This is a genomic window from Actinophytocola algeriensis, from assembly GCF_014203735.1.
Taxonomy (GTDB): Bacteria; Actinomycetota; Actinomycetes; order Mycobacteriales; family Pseudonocardiaceae; genus Actinophytocola; species Actinophytocola algeriensis.
This window is the reverse complement of record NZ_JACHJQ010000005.1, coordinates 510035-528408: the sequence shown is the minus strand read 5'-3', so window position 1 is coordinate 528408 and position 18374 is coordinate 510035. Positions and strand designations below refer to the sequence as shown.

Below are 18374 nucleotides of genomic sequence, written 5' to 3'. Positions count from 1 at the left end.
CGCGCCCTCGATCGGACACGACATGCCCGACGACCTGTCCCACTCCGAGCAGTACCTGGTCGCGAACGCCGCCGGAGGATGGCGGTCGACTTCCGAACCGGCGCCGACGACGGCCCCACACGAGGGGGGAGCAGTGGAGCGCGGACCGTCGTACCCGCGCCGAGGTGATCACCATATCGCTGTACGGAGCACGAACCGGCGACGTGAGAATCTCCGGCTCGACATTCACCTCCCCCGAGCATCGGGGTGCAGGGTGACCTCACCGCGATCGATGGCGCTTTCTACTGCCACGACGCCGTTCTCACCACACCGGCGCGACTCGACTGGCCTTCCCGTCCTTGCCACGGCAGTTGATCCGCCTTCTGTCCTGACCTCGTATTTCGCGTGATTGTTCAACGCCGGACACCGCTACTGGACAACTCGACGCCATGGTGCGATGACGCAGGATGCCACATCTGAAGCCAGGCAGACGGTCGACAGTATGGTTGCTGGCGGTAGTCGTTGTGTTCGCCGCGCTGCTCGTCACGTCTACGCCGGCCGCTGCCGCGACTCCGCAGTGCACGACCTCCACCTACATCGCGGGGGAGGGACGGGGAAACGTCGGCGACGCCGTCCGTGTCCTGCAGGTATCACTGCGCAGTTGTTACGGCCAGAACATCGCGGATGATCGCCAATTCGGTCCACTGACCGAGCAAGCACTCAGAAACGCCCAAACGCACTCCAGGTCCCAGCCGATGGCCGGTACGCCGCCGCGAGCTTCAGGTCCGGGGTGACATCGGCGGCGCGCCGTCCCGGCCTCCGGCCGCATCCGCACCTCGGTCAGTAAGCTCACGGGCCCGGCAGTTGATCTCTGCCGACAGGTCCTGGTGGCCGTTCGCTGTATGAGGGGTGGGGTACCGGGATGCCGGGCAAGTCACTTGGCGGCGGTTCCGGCGCGGTCGCGGCGTCGACGCACGCGGCATGCGCGCGGTTCCGAGGCACGGATCCGCTCGTCGTCGGCCGGACGCGCAGGCAGCTGGCACTGGAACTCGGGTTCCCCGACGACTCCGGCTACATTCCCGCGGCCCGGTGGACGCGGGCCATGACGTTCGAGCACCTGGTGCGCGACGCCCAGTTCGCGGGCGAGGTCGCGACCACCACGGTCGGACGGGTCGGGCTGGAGCGGCCGACGAAGGTCGTGACCGTCAACGCCCACGTGCACGCCGACGAGACCGCCGGCCTGCTGGCCGCCGCGCACGACCGTGCCGTCGCCGAAGGCGCCGCCACCCTGGTACACGGTCTCGCGGTGCCGTTCGCCGGGTTCGAGGACGGCGCGGCCACCGAGGTCAAGCCGGACTTCGCGGTGGTCGCCGCAGGAGCGGCCGGCGAGTCGTGGCTGATCGTCGGCGACGCCAAGGACTACGAGCGGGTGCGCTCGCGGATCGACGACGCCCGGCTGCTCAAGGGTTTCCTCCAGGTGGCGCTCGGCGCGGAGTCGGCGGCGGAGTGGTCGCGGCTGCCGCGGGGCATGGCCGTGCACTCCCACGGTGTGCTGGCGGTGCCGAGGAACTCGTTCCTGCAGCCCGAGGCGCTCGTCGAGGCACTGCACGACCACCGCGCCGAGGTACGGATGCGGGTGGCCGAACGCCGGCGCGAGGCGGCGGAGTCGCGGTATCTGCCGGGCACCGACGTCGCGCCGTTCGTCGCGCACCTGCGGGCCACGTACGACCCGGCCACCTGCACCACCTGTCCCCTGTTCTCCTACTGCCGCTACGAGGTGCGGACCTCGCCCGACCCGGCCGACCTGCTGGTGGAGATCGGTGTCCCGCCTGAGCTGCGTGCCCAGGTCGCCTGTCTGGTGACCGGTGGCGAGGCGGCCGCGCGCGCACCTGCGTCGGTGGTCGCGCAGGTGCGCGCAACGCTGGACGGGGTCGGCAGGCGGACCGGGCAGTTGCGGGTCGACGGCGCGGGCCGCCCCGGCACCGTCGACGTGGTGCTCGCCAAGGCGGACGCCGCCGCGCTCGGTGTGCACGGGATCGCGCTGCGGCGCCACACCGACGCGGGTCCCGGGGACTGGTCCGTCACCGTGTTCGACGAGCCGCAGTCGGTCGAGACCCGGCGCCGGGTGATGCGGCTGCTCGGTCACGAGATCACCGCCGCGATGGCCGAGAACGCCCGCCACGGCGCATACGCGGTGCACGTCGTGGTGCCCGACGCCGTGACGGCGGACGTCCTCGCCTCCATCGCCGACAACCTCGCCGGGGTCGAGCTCAGCAGGCTGCGCTGGGAACGGGACCGCGCGGTGGGCCGCGAGCCGCTGACGTTCGGCGGCGAACCCGCGCGCGTGCCCGCCGCGCTGCACACGGCCGAGCGGACCGCGGTGTCGTTCCTCCTCGAGGACGACCGCGCCCGCGCCCTGTCGCTTCGCTCCCCCGTCCTCGACCTGCGCGCGGTCCTCGCGCAGCACGTGGTGGCCGGCGGACCCGCGTCGTCGTCGCTGCGCCTCGACTACCTGGTGGCGTGGGCGGAGACGCTCACCCGGGGCCCGGTCAAACCGCGCGAACTCGAGGACGACGTCGAACGCTCCCAGCACACACCGGGTGCCCGGCTGACGGGCAGGCGCTCGGACGCCGTGCACCGCGCACTGACCGGCGGGCGCGGCGGGGAACCCAACCCGCAGCGGTACACCGCGCTCGTCACCGAGGAGCTCGCGTACAAGTGCGACGTGCTCGACCGGGCCCTCGCCGCGTTGCGGGCCGTGCGTGACTCCGCCCTCCGCGACGTCCACCACGCGATCGAGGCGGACGCCCAGGCGGTGTGGCGGCGCAGGCTGGACCTGCACGCCTCCGACCTGGTCCGGTTCGGCCGCACCTACCGGCACTGGCGCAACTCGCTCGTGCCGGTCATCGAGAGCGACGGCCGATGCCGCCACCAGCTCGCCGCGCTGGGCAACCCGCAGGCCGCGGCGGACATGGCCGCCGACGCCGGGGTCCGGGAGGTCGTGCCCGCGACCGTGGTCAGCACGGCACCGCTCGTGCTGGACGTCGAGTCGCGGCGGATCGGCGCGGGCGTGCGGATCGTGCTGCTGCACGTCAACGGCGAGGCCTGCGTGGAACGGCCGGGGACGGCCATGACCCCGTTGAAGGGCAGCGTCAAGTTCGCAGGCATGGCGATCGGCCCGCTGGCGGCGGTGGGAGAGGAGCCGCGCCGGTTCGCGTGGACCCCGGACACCACGCCGGACGTGGCGCCCGGCGACCGGCTCGTCGTCGCGGACTTCAGCTGGTACTGCGACCTCAAGGGCAACAAGGCGCTCAGCGTCGCGAGACCGGCGGCGGACGACACGTCCGCGCCGAAACAGGACTGCGGGCCGTACTCGTACGACGACTCCCCCGACGAGCACCAGTACTGCTGCCGCCCCCACGAGAACGCGGAGGCGGACTGGGCCGACCGGCTCGCCGAGCGCCGCGACAACGGGGAGCTGAACCCGCAGGCGTGGCCGCCGGTGTTCGACGAGGACGCGTTCGAGGTGACCCCGGCGGGTGCGCTCGTCGCCGAACTGGTGGCGGTGGCGCACACCGAGGCACCGGACGACCTGACCCTGGACGACCTGGAGTGACGCCGTGACCCTCGCATTCACCCCGCCCCCCGGGGCGAGTATGGAGGCGGTCCACCACGCGGGCGCGGCCGCGGGGAACACGGCCGTGGCCGACGAGGCGGTCGACGTGCTGCGCGCGGCGCTGGCGGGCACGGTGGCCGTGGAGCGCATCCTGCTGAAGGCGGCCGCGGGCGCCGGGAAGTCCCACGTGCTGAAGAAGCTCGTCACCGAGGCCGTCGCGCACCCCGGCTGCACGCGCGTGGCGATCATCGCCTTCACCAACAAGCAGGTCTACCCGTTGGCGACCGCGCTCGGGAAGGCACTGGGCCGCGACAGCGTGTGCCTGTTCGCGAGCAAGAAACGCTACGACGACGTGCCGGAGGAGACCCACGCGCACGCCACGGTGGTCACCAGCACGGCAGGCATCCCGGTCGAGAGCAAGGTGGTCGTCGCGACGTCCCACAAGCTGGGCGCCCGGGGCGAACTCTTCCGCCTGGCAGCGCACTTCACCGACGGGGACCTCCCTGAGGAACCGCCGCCGGTGTTCGACGTGCTGTTCGTCGACGAGGCGTGGCAGCTACCGCACCACCTGTTCGACAAGGTCGCGAAGGCCGCCCCGATCACCGTGGGCGTCGGGGACGTGGGCCAGCTGCCGCCCCTGGAGATCGGCGCGAACCCGTGGCGAGGCGACCCCGGCTTCAACCCGTACCGCGCCTGGCCCACCGACTTCGACGACGACGACCACACCGTCGCCATCGAGCTGCCCGCCGTGTGGCGGCCCGCCGCCGGCCACCTCCACCTCTGGCGGGCGTTCTACCCGGAATGGCGGGAACTCAACTGCGTCGCCGCCCCGGGCGACCGCGCACTGGTCGCCGACGGCCTGACCGGCGCAGCGGCCGACATCTGGCACACAGTCGGAACGGGAGTGCCCACACTGCTGGAAATAGCGGGCCTGCCGACCCCGGAAGCCGCCGACGTGGACCAGCCACTCCTGGGACAGATCGAGGCACTGCTGGATGCCCTGCTCGCCGCCGACTTCGCCCTGACCCGAGCGGAATACGACACCACGGGAACCCCGACCGGCCGTCGACTCACCACCCGCCCCGGCGACGGCGGCGACCCCCTGATCACCGTCCTCGCCACCCGCAACCAGGCAGTGGACGACGCGACAGACATGGTCGACCGCCTGCGCACCAAGCACTCCCTGGCCGCCACGGACATCGTCGCGTCCACAGTGGACTCTTGGCAGGGCCAGACCAACGGCATCACGGTAGCCATCCACCCCCTGTCCGGCGCCACCCGACTCGACGAGTTCAACTCCTCGTTCGGCAGACTGGCCGTGACCTGCACCCGCGCGACCCACGGCCTGCTCATGCTCACCCGCCCCGGCCTACCCGACCTCCTCCGTGAGGCACCCGCAAGACCCGGCACCCCCTTCGGAGAACCCGGTGGCCGACAACTCCCGCGGCAGACCCACCAGCGCATCCTGGCCGCGTTCACCAGCAGCAGGCTGACAATCCAGAACTGGACAGCTGGGTGAGGAAACGGGCTACCCGCGCCACTTTCGGATCGGCGTCGAGTACCGGGCTGCCTGCCATCACGAGGCCGCGCACGAGGTCCGGACGGCGTGCAACTGACGCGTGGATGACTGCGGCCAAAGCCGACGAACTACCGGACGGCGTTCTCGGCGTGTCCAACTCTCACGGAAGCGGTACACGTGGCCGGACGGTCCCATCTGGACTGCTGCGGCGAAGACCGGCTCCCATGCGTCGCGTGTCATGACACGGCCGGGAGCGGTTCGGAGTGTCAGGCGTCGATGACGACGGGGATGACCACGGGTTGGCGGCCGAAGGTTTTGCGTACCCACTTCACGGTTTCGCGGGCGATGGTGTCCTCGAGGTCGTCCAGGGTGGTGGCGCCGCGTTCGGCCGCTCTGGTGAGGGCTTTCTCCAGTGCGGAGGTGAGGGGGCCGAAGTCGTCGGGGCCGTGTTCGAAGCCGCGGACGATGATGTCGGGTTCCTCGGTGAGCCTGCTGGTGTCGGGGTCGACGATCGCGACGACGGTGAGGACGCCTTCGGTGCCGAGCGCGCGTCGTTGGGCGAGGGTGGCTTCGGTGGCGCTGCCGACGGTCTGGCCGTCGACATAGATGTTGTGGACCTCGACGGTGCCGGTGATCGTGGCGCGTCCGTTGTGGAGGTCGATGAGGTCTCCGTTGCGGGCGACGAGCACCCGGTCTCGCTTCACTCCGGTCCGCACGGCCAGTTCGGCGTTGGCCCGCAGGTGGCGGTGTTCGCCGTGGACGGGCAGCACTGTGGACGGTTGCACGATGTTGTAGCAGTAGACGAGTTCGCCCGCGCTGGCGTGCCCGGAGACGTGCACCTTGGCGTTGCCTTTGTGCACCACGTTCGCGCCCAGTGCGGTGAGCCCGTTGATGACGCGGTAGATGGCGTTCTCGTTGCCGGGGATGAGCGAGCTGGCCAGCAGGACGGTGTCGCCCTCGCCGACGCTGATGGGGTGGGTGCCGGCGGCCATGCGGGCCAGTACCGCCATGGGTTCGCCCTGGGATCCGGTGCACACCAGGGCGACCTGGTGGGCGGGGAGCCCTTCGATGGTGTTCTGGTCCACGATGAGACCGGCGGGAACGGTGAGGTAGCCCAGGTCGATGGCCAGGCCCATGTTGCGGAGCATGGAGCGGCCGACGAGGGCTACCTTGCGGCCGTTGGCGTGGGCGGCGTCGAGGACCTGCTGGATGCGGTGCACGTGGCTGGCGAAGCTGGAGACGATCACCCGTCCGGGCGTGGTGCGGAACACCTGCTCGATGGCGGGGGTGAGGTCGCGTTCCGCGGTGGTGAAGCCGGGCACGTCGGCGTTGGTGGAGTCGACGAGGAACAGGTCGACGCCCTCCTCGCCGAGCCGGGCGAAACCCCGCAGGTCGGTGAGCCGGTCGTCCAGCGGGAACTGGTCCATCTTGAAGTCCCCGGTGTGCAGCACCAGACCGGCGCCGGTGCGGATCGCGACCGCGAGCCCGTCCGGGATGGAGTGGTTGACAGCGAGGAACTCCAGGTCGAACGGACCCCTGGTGAGCCGGCCGCCTTCGCGGACCTCGATCGTCACCGGCTGGATGCGGTGCTCGGCCAGTTTGGCGCCGATGAAGCTCAGCGTGAGACGGGAGCCGATGAGCGGGATGTCGGGACGCTCGCGCAGCAGGTAGGGCACGCCGCCGATGTGGTCCTCGTGACCGTGGGTCAGCACCACGGCCACCACATCGGACAGCCGGTCCCGGATCACCGACCAGTCCGGCAGGATCACGTCCACTCCGGGCTGGTGCTCCTCGGGAAACAGCACCCCGCAGTCCACCACCAACAGCTTGCCGTCGTGCTCGAACACGGTCATGTTTCGGCCGATCTCCCCGAGACCACCCAGCGCGACGACCCGAAGAGCGCCCGGTGGTGGCGGAGAAGGCACGGCGGCGACAGGGGCGGCGGTGCGGGCAACAGAACTCACACCCTCACGTTACTGGCACAGTCTCGGATTCGCTGTCGTCAGCTCCTGCGAGCCCACTCCGCTGACGGTTCGGTCCGGAGTACGAGCTGGTGGGTGGCGGGACCAGGGGGCTGACGGCGACCGCGTCGTCAGCCCCCTGGTCCCGTAGGTCAAGGCCGTCAGCGGAAGCGCAGCATGTGCCCGTCGTACCATCCGCCTTCGCACCAGCCGGATCGTTCCTCATTCGACGTATCGATTCCCAGGTGCGGAATCCCGCCGCTGTCGAGGCACTGTTCGATGGTGACGTCGGGTTCTGCCGAAGCGGTTCCCGCCGCCCCAGCAAACTCCCCAGGGTGACCACCGCAGCAGCTGCGGTCAATGTGATGCTACGCACGACAACTCCTTTCGCTCGCACCCACCGCCTTCACCGCGGGCCGACGATCCTGTTACGTGCACGTGTATCTCCGCCGACGCACCGCCTGCAGGTTGTCCGAAGATCCAGCTCGAGCCGTAACCCGCCGCACGTGGACCACCGCCGGCCGCGCCCGCGGATCGTGTCCAACCGAGGCTTCCGGTTCGCCAGCATCGCGATGGCGATCTGGACGAACCGCTTCTCGGGTTGTCACCGCGAGGAACGTCGTCGGCGTGACCAGACGTGGTCGACGTCGGTATGAACCATCGTCCCAACATGGGTGCGTTCTGTGCCGCGCACCCGGTATACCGACCGTGCCGAGTAGCCGGTCGGTCCACCGTTCGTGGCCACGCTATCTAGCGATGTCCGTTACCCCGCAACAGAACTAGCGTCGAAGACAACATCGGTTCTGGACATGGAGGTGTGGGGTGCGGATCAAGCCGTGGCACGTGCTCGTGCTCGCCGGGGCGCTCCTGAGCGCTGGTGCTGTCAGCGCCGGTGCCGCGGGCGTCAGCACCGCAGTCGACCCCAAGGCGGACACAGTGGAGGTGATGGCCAAACGGTCGCTGATGTCCGCGCCCGTAAACCCTGCTGTAGGCAGCGGCTTCGTCGCTGGTGGCGACCTGCTCGATGAGCAGGGGCGTGCCAAGGTCGGCGAGGGATACTCCCACTGCGGCGTGGTGTCCATATCGGTGACCGTGCCGCCGGCGGTGACGGCGCACTGCACATCGGTGTTCCGGCTGAAGGACGGCGAGCTGCACCTGTCCGGACTGCGCACCTACAAGACGCTCGCGACGGGTTTCGAAGACACGACCCTGGCGGTCGTCGGCGGCACCGGCGCATACGCCAACACCCGGGGCGAGGGCAAGGTGACACGCACGTCGGGGCGCGCGGCGGAGGTGGCCTACCGGTTCACCTTCACATTGGCCACGGACTGAACGCGGGTCACGGCCCAACCAGCAGCTCGCCACCGACAGGCACGACCGGCGCGCGACGGTTGTCCACGACAACCAGTTCCGGCTGTGGCCTGGCGCGCCACTGCCCACCTGCCAACGGAATCGTCGCCACGCCGGGCACCGGCCCGGCCGTCCAGTCGAGTACACCGGCCAGGGTCGCCAGGCGAGTACGCGCCAGCACCGCCGCCAAGCCCTCTCGGGAGTCCGCACTGGCCACCGCGTGGCACGCCACCTCCATCAGGGCGTGTGCCAACCCGAGCGGCTGCAGCCACCCCGACCCGGTCGCCGCCTCGTAAGCGGCAGCGAGGTCACGAGGTGTGCGGACAGCAGCCCGGTGGGCATGCTCCGGCGTCCACGACACGATCGTGGCGACCCGGTCCAGACCGTGCTGGGCCACACTGAACGGGTAGGTCAACCAACGCGAGCAGGTCACCAGCCGAGGTCGGCGGTGGCGCAGCGCCGTCGCGAGGTCGGTGGCGGTCGCGGCCCCGGTCACCACCTCCACACCCGCCACATCAGGCAGTTCGCCGCCGGACTCCCGGTACGGCAGGTCAACCAGCTCGTGCCCCCGCGCCGCTGCGACCGGCCGGAACCACCGCCGCAACGCCTCGCCCTGGGTGCCGTCGTTCCACAGGCACCCGACCACACGGGCCTGGCCCACGTACTCCCACAGGTCGGCGAACACCACCGCGATGTCGTCCAGCCCCCAACCGAAATGGAACGCCCACCCCGGTTGGTGGCCGGCGGCGAACACCTGCCACGGCAGCGTCGTGGACACGCACGGCACCTCGCGCTCGGTGCAGACACCCGCCACCGCGGGCAAAGTCTCGGTCCCACCCAATGTCACCACGACCCGTACACCGGCCTCCACAAGAGACAGCGCGGCGACCCGTGCCCCGCCAGCGGTCGACCCGCTGTCACGCACGAGCACACCGACGGGCCAGGGCAGGGCGCGTGCGACGAAGTCCAACGGCACGCCGAGCGGTGCCAGCCGTCCGGTCGCGGCGAGGACCACTCCGATCAGTGGCTGTGACATGCGGGCACCGTACAGACAGCCGCACCACCCCGATCGAGCGAACCCGCCGGTCGTCGACCGCCGACTTGCGGGCGACACACGGACGATGGTGCCGCGGTCACGGACCCACTTCCAGCGGGGCTGTCGCCTCGGTGCGTCGTCTGCGTGCGCCTTTTCGTGGACACCACGGCCTTCGCCTTTTGTCCGACTACCAATTGTGGGCTGATGGTTCGGGACTCCGAGGTTCGACGGTGAAGTGGCTGCTTTCGGTGATGGTTCCCGGCTCGGGTGGCGCAACGTGCGGCGTCACGTCCACGCTGCTCGCCGATCCTCGTTGTGGATAAGGCTGCCCGATTGATTGTTATCCGGTAACCCTCCTCAAGGCTGGCCCGAACCGACCGCCGACCCGATCGAGTGAGTGGGCCGTGCAGGTGGATCAAGGGGAGGCGTACTGGATAGGCCAGGGCTGGGGCCCCGCCGTTGGTGGGATGCCCGACGAAGCAAGCCCAAGGGAGTGGACTCACATGCGCGCATCACCGTTCGACAGCGGGCCTCCGTGGAGACGATCACACCGTGCGCCTGCCGCGGTCACCTCACGTGCGGTCGACCGCTGCGGAGGTTGCCTGTCTGGCCGGGTTGACCGGCTCCATGAACTCCAAGGCCAGCAGACTTGCCGGGACGGTGCGTGTCGTGGAGGGCGGGGTGGACAGCAGCACATGGTCGTCAGTGCACCCGTAGACCGCCACCGGCCCGGACGTCGAGTGGATCCGGAGGGTTCCCTCGGGGGTCAGGCTCACCACGACCGTCGCGGAGTGGTCTTGTTGGGGGCGTGGCGTTGCCGGGTCGATCCTGGCGATGTGGTCCCGGGTGCGACGGTGGAACACCATGAGGCCGATCACTGACGCGCCTACCAGCCAGAGGAGTCCGAGGAGCATGTAGCCGGCCGACAGGTCACCGGTGAATGCGGAGCCGACGGCGTTCTGCATGGCCCCGTACGTGGGCAGCAGGCTGACCGCGTCGGAGCGGGTGGACGGGGCGATGATCGGGTTCTGCACCATCACGTCGACCAGACTGATCATGATGATGAGGAACATCCCGGCCAGACCCCCAGCGATGTCCGGGCCACGCGCGGATCATCCAGATGCGCCATGATCGTTCCCAAGTCGCGCAGTAGGGCACCGCTGCGCGTTGGGCGGGCACGGCGTACCGCGTACACCCGGATGGTCGGTCGACCTGACGCGGGCACGGGAGGCGTACTGCGGTTCAGCACCACCAGCACGGTGTCAACCAACCGTGGGCAGTCCCGAACGAACAGTCTGCTGCCGCGAGTCACGGCGCGGGCCGGGTGAGGTGCTCACCCGACCCGTGCCGCGCGCGTACACAGTCAGCAGTAGCCGTTGACGGGCCCGGAGATTCCAGTCCACATGAACGCGTCGCTCACCCAGGTGCCGTCGGTGAGCCGGTTCCACAGGCTGGAGGCTCCCCACCGGCCCGTGTGGCTAGTGCCGTTGGCCGAGCAGGAGACGGTCACGGTCGCACCGTCTGCGACCGTGCCTGCTGTCGCGTAGCCGGTGCCCGGTCCGGTCCGCTTGTTCACCACGCCGCCGCCGTTGGTGTCCATGACACCCTGCGTGAAACCGAGCGCGCCGTAGTTGTACAGCGAGCCGCCCGCGTAGACCCGGGTGCTGCCGTGCAGCGCGGAACCCTGGTAGGCCGCGCCGCCGTTCTGGGGCACCCACTTGCCCACGTTGTGGTCGGCGATGCCGACGTAGGCGCTGTTCTGCCGCAGCGCGAAGTGCACGTGCCGTCCGTGCGCCGACCCGCCGCAGGTGACGTCCGTGCCGGTGTAGCCGAGGTAGCTGCCCTGGCTCACCGCCGCGCCGTTGACGTTGACGTTCTCCCACAGGTGGTAGTAGTCGGTGGCGTAGCCGCGGTCGTGGATGACCCGGACCCAGCCCTTGCACATCGTGTACGCGGTGCCCCCGCGCGCGGCACGCACCACCTGGTCACCGCCCGCCAGGTCGAGGGAGCTCCACGGCGGTGCCGCACCGCCCCAGCCGTGCGGGCCGCCGGGCATCCCCCACGTCTGGCCCACCGCGTAGGGCAGCGCCATCCCGGTGCGCCCGTCGCCGTTGGCGAGCGCCCCCGGCTGCGCAACGTCCTGTGTGGACAACAGGGGGCGCTCTGCCTCGGTGACCACCGGTGCCTCGGCCGCCAGTTCGGCGAACGCAGGCTCACCCTCCAGGGCGACCGTCCAGTCGCTTCCCGCGCGGTGAGCGACGAACAGCCAGCCCTCCGGCATGGCCTCCGAGTCCGGCGCGGTCGCCAGAACCGCGGTGCCGAACGCCCATGTGCCGTCCTGCCTGCTGACGTCGACCCGCGGCGTCGCCACCGCGGCCGTGGCGCCCGCCGCCTCGGCGTGCATCCGTGCGGTCACCTCCGAGACGAGGCCGGCCGTCGGCTCGGCGGCCGCCGTGCTCGCCACCACCTGCGTGACGAGCAGGCCGGCGGCCACCAGGCCGGTCAGGGTTCGTGATCTCATGTCGTACCTCCACTATCCGGGCGTGACGGCCGGACAAGGGGACGACTCATCCGAAGCGTGCTGAGCAAGCGGAAGGCAGGGCAGCCGGCCGAGTACGCGAGTCGATTCCACCAGGACATCGGCGGGCGGCAGGGCGTTGTTGCCGGAGCCGCCGGTGATCGCAATTACCCCTCGGCGGCGGCTGCCGACACGGGCCGCACCAGCCACCAGCGGGCCGCCGCACGGACCCCGTCGGGCAGTTCCGGCCTGCTCCGGACGTCGGACAGCAACGACGTCGCGTGCTGCATCCCGGCCGCGTAGACCAGCGCGCGCAACACCTCCTCGGCGCCGTCGCGCCGGGTTCGCTGCCATGCGCGGGCGTGGCGACGCACGGCGTGCGTGAGCACCGCGGGGTCGGTTCGGCCGGGCAGGTTGCCCAGGCCGAACGCCGCCTGCACGGCCATCGCGGGCGGCACGGGGCCGGCGAGCAGCGCCTCCAGCGCGGGCCGGTGCCCGGCGCCGCCGATCGTGCCGAGCGCGGACGCCCACTCGCCTGTCGGCGACCGGTCGCCCGCCGACAGGGCCGCGGCGAGGTGGCCGGCCAGCGCGTCGGCCAGCGGCGTGCCGAACGGGCTCGCCGCCAGCACCGCCGCGGCGCCCAGCCGCACGTCGACCTGCTGGCTGAACAGCAGTTCGTCAACCAGCCGGGTCAGCATGCGGTTCTCGCCCGCCGACGTCCCCCTGGTGGCCACGTCGAGTGCCGCCTCCGCCGAGGTGGTCAGCGCGGCGACGGCCGCCGCGCGCCCCGGGGTGTGGTCCTGGTCGCCGCCGCGTGTTCCGGTCGGTGCCCGGCCGCCGGGTGGTGTGAGCCTGGACATCAAGTCCGCGGCCGCCCGCCGCAGATGGGGCGGCAGGCCGTTGTCCGCGAGGTGGGCGCGGGCGAGCACGTCGAGGGTCGTGGCGTCCTCGCCACCGAACCGGCCCGCCTCGGCGGCCAGCTCGCAGACTTCCAGCGCGGCGTGCAGCGTCCGTTCGCTCGTCGGCGCGGCGACCTCGTCCACCAGCAGCTGGATGGACTGCCGGTCGTGCACCAGCAGCATGAGCGGGTCGACGATGATCTGGCTGGCCGGGTCGGCGACCATCTCGGCCACGGCCGCAGCGATCACCTGACGCGCCACGGGATGGCCCTGCAGTCTGCGCAGCGCCTCCCAGCGGTGCAGGTAGGCGCGCCCGCGTGAGACCGACATCTCGGCGAGCAGACGGTTGACGAGCGTGCTCCACACCGGCCTCGGCAGGTAGACGTGCGGTATCGCGAGCACGCGGGCGCTCATCGCGTCCCAGTCCACGCCGCGCACCGGCGCGCTGCCCACGCACCGGTCGAGCAGGTCGTCGAGCTCCCCGGCGAGCCGCGCGTCCGGGGTGAACCGGCGGTCCAGGCGGGGCGGGCCCGGCCGGACCGACCGGACCTGGTGCACGGTGTCGACCGCGGCGGTGAGATGGCCGGCGGGCAGGCCGAGCAGGTCCTCGTAGGCGCGGATCACGCGGTAGGGCACCGGCAGCGTCCCGTTCTCCCAGCGGGAGATCTGGCTGGGCGTGACCGGTCTCTGATGAGCGGGGAAGGCGGTCGCGCACCGTCTCGCCACGGCCAGCTCGGGGTCCTGCCCGTACAGCCTGCTCATCCGCAGCAGCCACGCGATGCGGGTGCGGCTGACGAAGCGGCCGTCGGCGTCGTCGGCGATCTTGTTGGGGCGCCCCGTGGTCACACGAGCGGTCGACGTCGACACGCTGCGTAGTATCAGCGGTCGCCCGAGCCAGCACAAGCCACTGCCCGGGGGCTTTGTTGCATACCCCGTTGTCGCCCCGCAACAACGCCACCGTGCCCTGGCGCGGACCGTAGCGTCGAGGCGGTCGGGTGGACGGAGGTGTCGTCATGGGCAGGACGGCCCGCTGGGTGGCCGCGCTCGCGGCCCTTGTCGTGGGATCCGCATTGGTCGCCCCCGCAACGGTTTCGGCCGGTCCGGTGCCGGGCCTGGCCGAACGGGTGACGCAGGCGGCACGGGACCGCGTGGCGGGGGATGCGGCGAGCCGCTGGCCCGACGCCGAGGTGCGCGTGCTGCGATCGGAAGGCCGGTGGGCGTTCGGCACGGTGGTGCTGGTCGCGCCGCGCGGCGCCGACGCACTGCCGAGGGACTGGCTGTTCGTGGCCGAACGCAGGGCGGACTGGCTGGTCGCCCTCGACGGGCAGCCCGCGTTCGCCGACCTTGCCACGCGGTCCGGTGTGCTCTCGGCGCGGGAGCGCACCGTGTTCGCCGCGCACGGCGGCCAGGCGGGTGCGGCGGTGAACGGCGATTTCCGGACCGGCATGCGCCTGCCGTGGGCGGTCGGCCAGTCGTGGACCGTGCTCGGCGGTCCACACGCCCACGACGCGGGCAGCGGTCCGTGGAGCTCGGTCGACCTGGCGGGCGGCGACCAACGGGTGCTGGCGGTGCGGGACGGGCTCGCCTACACCCCGTGCGTCGGCATGATCAGGGTCCTGCACCCCGACGGCTACGCCAGCCGCTACTACCACCTGTGGAACCACCTGTGGGCCGACGGGCTGCGGGTGTCGGCGGGTACGTATCTGGGCGACACCGGAACCGAAACGGGCTGCGGTGGTGCCGCCAGGGCGCGGCACGTGCACTTCTCCTTGATGTACAACGGAAACTTCGTCGGCATCGCGAACCACATCATCGGCAAGTGGTTGTTCCGCAACGGATCGGCGCAGTACGGCGGCTCCGCGCTGCACGGCAGCAGGTCGGTCCCGGTCGGCGGCCAGCTGTACAACTACGGCGCGCTGGGTTACACCCAGGGCATCATCGACGCCGACGGCGCCACCACGCTGAACCGTCGCTCCGGCCCCGGCACCGGCTACGCGGTCGCGGGCACGGTGGCCGACGGTGCCACCGTCACCATCGCCTGCTCCGCCAACGGCACCACGCACACCGGCCGGTGGGGCACCACGAGCCTGTGGAACCGGCTCACCGACAGCACCTGGGTCAGCGACGCCTACACCTACACCGGCGTCCCCGGCCCGGTGAACGGCATGTGCTGAGGTTCCGGATCATGTCAGGGGTAGCCGGCACACCCGCGACCCAGCACTCCCGCGAGATGGCGCCAGACCGTCAGCAAGCGTGATGGACCCGACGGGGGAAGGCGATTACTCTTGACCAGGTTGCCTGGTGCGTATCCGGCCGTGGTGGGCGAACCACGATGTATGACCGCGGTGGACTGGCACGTCCCGAACGCGCTGGCCAGGTTGTCCGCTCCCGTCTTCGTGACGTTGGCAGGAGTGCTGGACGAACCGTCGATACCTGTGATTTCTCACGCCTTCGACAACGCGCTGCGATGGCGGCCGATGACGGTGCTGCTCAAGCTCTCGGACGTCACGGCTGTCCATTCCTCGGTCTTGGATGCTCTGCTCGTCATTGCGCACCGAGCAGCTTTGTGCGAAGCGCGGCTGGTGACGGTGGCCGCTCTGGGGGAGCCAGCTCACCGGGCTATCGACGACGCCGGTCTTTCACAGCGCTTGTCGTTGTACCCGACGCTGGCCGTTGCCCTCGAAACATTGGCCATCGGGGCCCCCGGTTCGCTGGTCCACGCGAGTGAGAGTGTGTAGGCCCCGGACGTGAGCAGGGACGCCCGACGAGCATGGCAACCGGGAAGCGGCATTCGCCAGTGCGGGTTGTGTGGAAGTGTGACGAATGGCCGCGGCCGATCTGATCGTGCGTGGAGAGCCGGGACTCGTCACCCGCACGTCGAGGCCCGCCGACCGGCGGGCCACCGTGACCACGACCACCGCCGAGGGCAGGCGGGTCGCCAAGCGCATCCGGAAGGCCATGGCTGACCTGGAACAGCGCGCCCTGGCCAGCCTGCCACCCAACTCGGTCGAGGCCTTCCGCGCCGAATTCGACGCGCTCACCGACGAGCCACCGGCGGCGCAGCGCCGCTGAGCGGGACACCGCCCCGGTGCGATAGCGTCGGTCCGTCCGTCGTGATCTCGGGAGGGGCCATGAGAACCGACGTACCCGCCCTGGCGTGGCGATGACCGCGTCAGCCGAAGCCGTACCGCTCCCCGCCGAGGCGGTCCTGCCCGGCCGGTGGGAGATGGTCGCCCACCGCGGTCTGCAGCACCTCCTGGACGCGTCGCTGGCCATCGGGGCCGGGTGTGTGACCGGGTTGCTGGCCGGGCTCGTCGCCACTCCGTTGGTGCGGTGGGGAACGGTGCCGCCGATGACGATCCTCTGGGCGCCGTTCATCACCTTCTGCGTGGTCATGGTCGGGTGCGACCTGCTGATCCACGTGTGGGTACCGCTGCGCCGCGGCGGTGTCACGCCGGGGATGCTGGTGGTGGGGTTGCGGATCGAGACCACCCGGGGCGGTGCCCCCGGGGTCCGTGACTACTTGGTCCGCTGGTTCCTGTTCACAGTGGACGGTCTGCTGCTGGGGCTGGTGGCCGTGGTCAGCATCGCGGTGACCGGACGGCGCCAGCGCGTCGGTGACCTGCTCGCGCGGACGGTGGTCGTGCGCGTCAGCTGAGCAGGCCGCGCTGCCACGCCCAGATCGCGATCTCGGTGCGGTTCCTGGCGTTCAGCTTCGCCTGCACGCTCGCCAGGTGCGACTTCACGGTGGACAGGGAGAGGGTCAGGTCCGTAGCGATCTCCGCGTTCGTGCGGCCCCGTGCCACGGCGAGCACCACGTCCAGCTCCCGGGTGGTGAGCGGTACCTCCGCCGTGGGCTTAGCCGTGTCACGGGTGAAGTGACGCAGCAGGCGCACCGTGACCGAGGGCGAGACCATCGCCTCGCCCTTGGCGGCCGCCCGCACGGCCTCGGCTAGCCAGCGCGGGCCCGCGTCCTTGAGCAGGAACCCGCAGGCGCCGGCGAGCAGCGCCGCGTAGACGTTCTCATCGACGTCGTAGGTGGTGACCACGACCACGCGCAGCGGGTCGGCGACCCCGGGGCCCGCCAGCAGCTCGGTCGCACGCAGTCCGTCCATCCGGGGCATCCGGATGTCCATGAGCGTGACGTCCGGGCGCAGGCTGCGCGCCAGCCGGACCGCGGTCTGCCCGTCAGCGGCCTCGCTGATGACCTCGATGTCGGGTTCGGCGTCGAGCACGAGCCGGAAACCGGTCCGGACCAGCACCTGGTCGTCGGCCACCAGCACCCGGATCGGCATCAGACTCCCCTCGTCGGTTCGTTCACCCGTGCCAGGGGCAGCCGGGCCGTGGTGTGCCAGCGACCGTCCCGCGGTCCCGCCGTCAGCGTCCCGCCCAGGGCGGCCACCCGCTCGGTCATGCCGATGATGCCGTAGCCCGGCTCCCCGTCGGCGACGGCTCCCTCGGGGAGGTCGTTGCCGACGTCCAGTTCCAGGTCCCCGCCGGCCACCCGGAGCGTGACCCGCACGTCCGTGGCCCGCCGGGCGTGCCTGCGGACGTTGGTCAGCGACTCCAGGAGCACGCGGTGCAGCACCGCGGCCACCTCCGGGGAGACCGGCAGGTCGTCGAGGTCACCGGGCAGGGCGACGCGGACCGCGCCGCGACCGTCCACTACGGAACGGACCACCGCGCCCAGGTCGGTGCCGGGCAACGGCATCTGGTGCTCGTCGTCGCGCAACATGCCGACGAGTTTGCGCATCGCGGCGAGGCCCTCGGCCCCGGTCTCCTCGATCTCGCGGTAGACCTCGACGGGGTCCTGCGGTGGCACCGCGGGGTTTCCCGCCAGCGAGCGCGCTGCCTGGGCACGCACCACGATCCCGCTGAGGTAGTGCGCGACCAGGTCGTGCAGCTCGCGCGCCATCCGCAGCCGGTCGTGCATGCGGGCCTCGCGCAACACCCTGGTGTGGCGGGTGTCGGCGTCGCGCAACACCAGACCGACCGCCAGTGCCACACCCCACAGCAGTGCCGCCGGTGCGGCCAGCAAGGCGGCGGTCGAACCGATCCCGTAGCGCACCACGGGTGCCAGCACCACCGCCGCACCGCCCGCCGCGGTCAGCACGACCGCGTTCGCCACCGGCAGCCGCCGACAGCCCGCCCCCACGAGCACGACGACGGCAAGCACCTCGGTGACCACCGACAGGTCGCCCGGCGGCAGCCCGGCCCAGTTCGCCGCCGCGCGCGCGGCGGTGCCCACCAGGGACAACCCGACCACAACCGCCGCCAGCCGCCCGATCCGGTCGGGCAGCCTGCGTCGGAGCACCGCCAGCACGGCGAACGCGGTCCCCAGGTAGGGCAGCACGGCGGAGAGCAGGGGGCCGGCGAACCCACCGGTCCGTTCCGTGCGCAGTGCGAGCACCGCGTCCAGCACCGAGGCGGCGACCAGCACGGCGACCTCGGCGACGAAGACGCCGCGCCGGGCGGGCGGGCCTGCTGTGGACATGC

General features: G+C 71.2%; 14 protein-coding genes. 7 read left to right on the top strand and 7 right to left on the bottom strand.

The window, feature by feature from the left end:
- Positions 1-901: 901 nt before the first annotated feature.
- Positions 902-3595 (top strand): hypothetical protein, encoded by a 2694-nt coding sequence (locus FHR82_RS24965; RefSeq protein ID WP_184812929.1) that lies wholly within the window; start codon positions 902-904, stop codon positions 3593-3595.
- A gap of 4 nt (positions 3596-3599) precedes the next feature.
- The gene (locus FHR82_RS24960) at positions 3600-5114 is read left to right on the top strand and encodes an AAA family ATPase (protein ID WP_221464223.1); all 1515 of its coding nucleotides are present in this window, start codon (positions 3600-3602) and stop codon (positions 5112-5114) included.
- Positions 5115-5380: 266 nt separating this feature from the next.
- Here the strand turns inward: FHR82_RS24960 and FHR82_RS24955 are convergent, their stop codons facing one another.
- The gene (locus FHR82_RS24955) at positions 5381-7078 is read right to left on the bottom strand and encodes a ribonuclease J (RefSeq protein ID WP_311771259.1); all 1698 of its coding nucleotides are present in this window, start codon (positions 7076-7078) and stop codon (positions 5381-5383) included.
- Positions 7079-7918: 840 nt separating this feature from the next.
- Here FHR82_RS24955 and FHR82_RS24950 point away from each other — a divergent pair.
- Positions 7919-8407, top strand: coding sequence for an allene oxide cyclase barrel-like domain-containing protein (locus tag FHR82_RS24950; RefSeq protein WP_184812928.1), 489 nt, complete (start codon positions 7919-7921; stop codon positions 8405-8407).
- Positions 8408-8414: 7 nt separating this feature from the next.
- Here the strand turns inward: FHR82_RS24950 and FHR82_RS24945 are convergent, their stop codons facing one another.
- From FHR82_RS24945 to FHR82_RS24930, 4 genes are all read right to left on the bottom strand, one after another.
- A complete protein-coding gene (locus tag FHR82_RS24945; protein WP_221464222.1) occupies positions 8415-9461 on the bottom strand; it encodes an ABC transporter substrate-binding protein in 1047 nt (348 codons plus the stop codon).
- Positions 9462-10033: 572 nt separating this feature from the next.
- Positions 10034-10519, bottom strand: coding sequence for a hypothetical protein (locus FHR82_RS24940; protein WP_184812927.1), 486 nt, complete (start codon positions 10517-10519; stop codon positions 10034-10036).
- Positions 10520-10824: 305 nt separating this feature from the next.
- Positions 10825-11982 (bottom strand): M23 family metallopeptidase, encoded by a 1158-nt coding sequence (locus FHR82_RS24935; RefSeq protein WP_184812926.1) that lies wholly within the window; start codon positions 11980-11982, stop codon positions 10825-10827.
- A 164-nt stretch (positions 11983-12146) separates the two neighbouring features.
- Complete coding sequence (locus FHR82_RS24930; protein ID WP_184812925.1) at positions 12147-13745, bottom strand: helix-turn-helix transcriptional regulator; 1599 nt, start codon at positions 13743-13745, stop codon at positions 12147-12149.
- Between the two features lie 146 nt (positions 13746-13891).
- Here FHR82_RS24930 and FHR82_RS24925 point away from each other — a divergent pair, with 146 nt between their 5' ends.
- From FHR82_RS24925 to FHR82_RS24910, 4 genes are all read left to right on the top strand, one after another.
- The gene (locus FHR82_RS24925) at positions 13892-15052 is read left to right on the top strand and encodes a M23 family metallopeptidase (protein WP_184812924.1); all 1161 of its coding nucleotides are present in this window, start codon (positions 13892-13894) and stop codon (positions 15050-15052) included.
- A 162-nt stretch (positions 15053-15214) separates the two neighbouring features.
- Entirely contained in the window at positions 15215-15616 is a 402-nt protein-coding gene (locus FHR82_RS24920) for an STAS domain-containing protein (RefSeq protein ID WP_184812923.1), read from the top strand.
- A gap of 85 nt (positions 15617-15701) precedes the next feature.
- The gene (locus FHR82_RS24915) at positions 15702-15950 is read left to right on the top strand and encodes a winged helix DNA-binding protein (protein ID WP_184812922.1); all 249 of its coding nucleotides are present in this window, start codon (positions 15702-15704) and stop codon (positions 15948-15950) included.
- A gap of 91 nt (positions 15951-16041) precedes the next feature.
- On the top strand, positions 16042-16536 hold the full coding sequence (locus tag FHR82_RS24910) for an RDD family protein (RefSeq protein WP_225943877.1): 495 nt from the start codon (positions 16042-16044) through the stop codon (positions 16534-16536).
- Here FHR82_RS24910 and FHR82_RS24905 read toward each other — a convergent pair.
- Both FHR82_RS24905 and FHR82_RS24900 read right to left on the bottom strand, forming a co-directional pair.
- Positions 16529-17173, bottom strand: coding sequence for a response regulator (locus tag FHR82_RS24905; RefSeq protein WP_184812921.1), 645 nt, complete (start codon positions 17171-17173; stop codon positions 16529-16531). The genes FHR82_RS24910 and FHR82_RS24905 overlap by 8 nt on opposite strands.
- The gene (locus tag FHR82_RS24900) at positions 17173-18372 is read right to left on the bottom strand and encodes a sensor histidine kinase (protein ID WP_225943878.1); all 1200 of its coding nucleotides are present in this window, start codon (positions 18370-18372) and stop codon (positions 17173-17175) included. The genes FHR82_RS24905 and FHR82_RS24900 overlap by 1 nt, the downstream gene beginning before the upstream one ends.
- Positions 18373-18374: the final 2 nt, after the last annotated feature.

Excerpts from the sequence above, each read along its gene's own strand:
- FHR82_RS24965 (WP_184812929.1), top strand. The coding sequence starts at position 902 with ATGCCGGGCAAGTCACTTGGCGGCGGTTCCGGCGCGGTCGCGGCGTCG.
- FHR82_RS24945 (WP_221464222.1), bottom strand. The coding sequence starts at position 9,461 with ATGTCACAGCCACTGATCGGAGTGGTCCTCGCCGCGACCGGACGGCTG.
- FHR82_RS24940 (WP_184812927.1), bottom strand. The coding sequence starts at position 10,519 with ATGATCAGTCTGGTCGACGTGATGGTGCAGAACCCGATCATCGCCCCG.
- FHR82_RS24935 (WP_184812926.1), bottom strand. The coding sequence starts at position 11,982 with ATGAGATCACGAACCCTGACCGGCCTGGTGGCCGCCGGCCTGCTCGTC.
- FHR82_RS24925 (WP_184812924.1), top strand. The coding sequence starts at position 13,892 with ATGGGCAGGACGGCCCGCTGGGTGGCCGCGCTCGCGGCCCTTGTCGTG.
- FHR82_RS24920 (WP_184812923.1), top strand. The coding sequence starts at position 15,215 with ATGACCGCGGTGGACTGGCACGTCCCGAACGCGCTGGCCAGGTTGTCC.
- FHR82_RS24915 (WP_184812922.1), top strand. The coding sequence starts at position 15,702 with ATGGCCGCGGCCGATCTGATCGTGCGTGGAGAGCCGGGACTCGTCACC.
- FHR82_RS24910 (WP_225943877.1), top strand. The coding sequence starts at position 16,042 with ATGACCGCGTCAGCCGAAGCCGTACCGCTCCCCGCCGAGGCGGTCCTG.
- FHR82_RS24905 (WP_184812921.1), bottom strand. The coding sequence starts at position 17,173 with ATGCCGATCCGGGTGCTGGTGGCCGACGACCAGGTGCTGGTCCGGACC.
- FHR82_RS24900 (WP_225943878.1), bottom strand. The coding sequence starts at position 18,372 with ATGTCCACAGCAGGCCCGCCCGCCCGGCGCGGCGTCTTCGTCGCCGAG.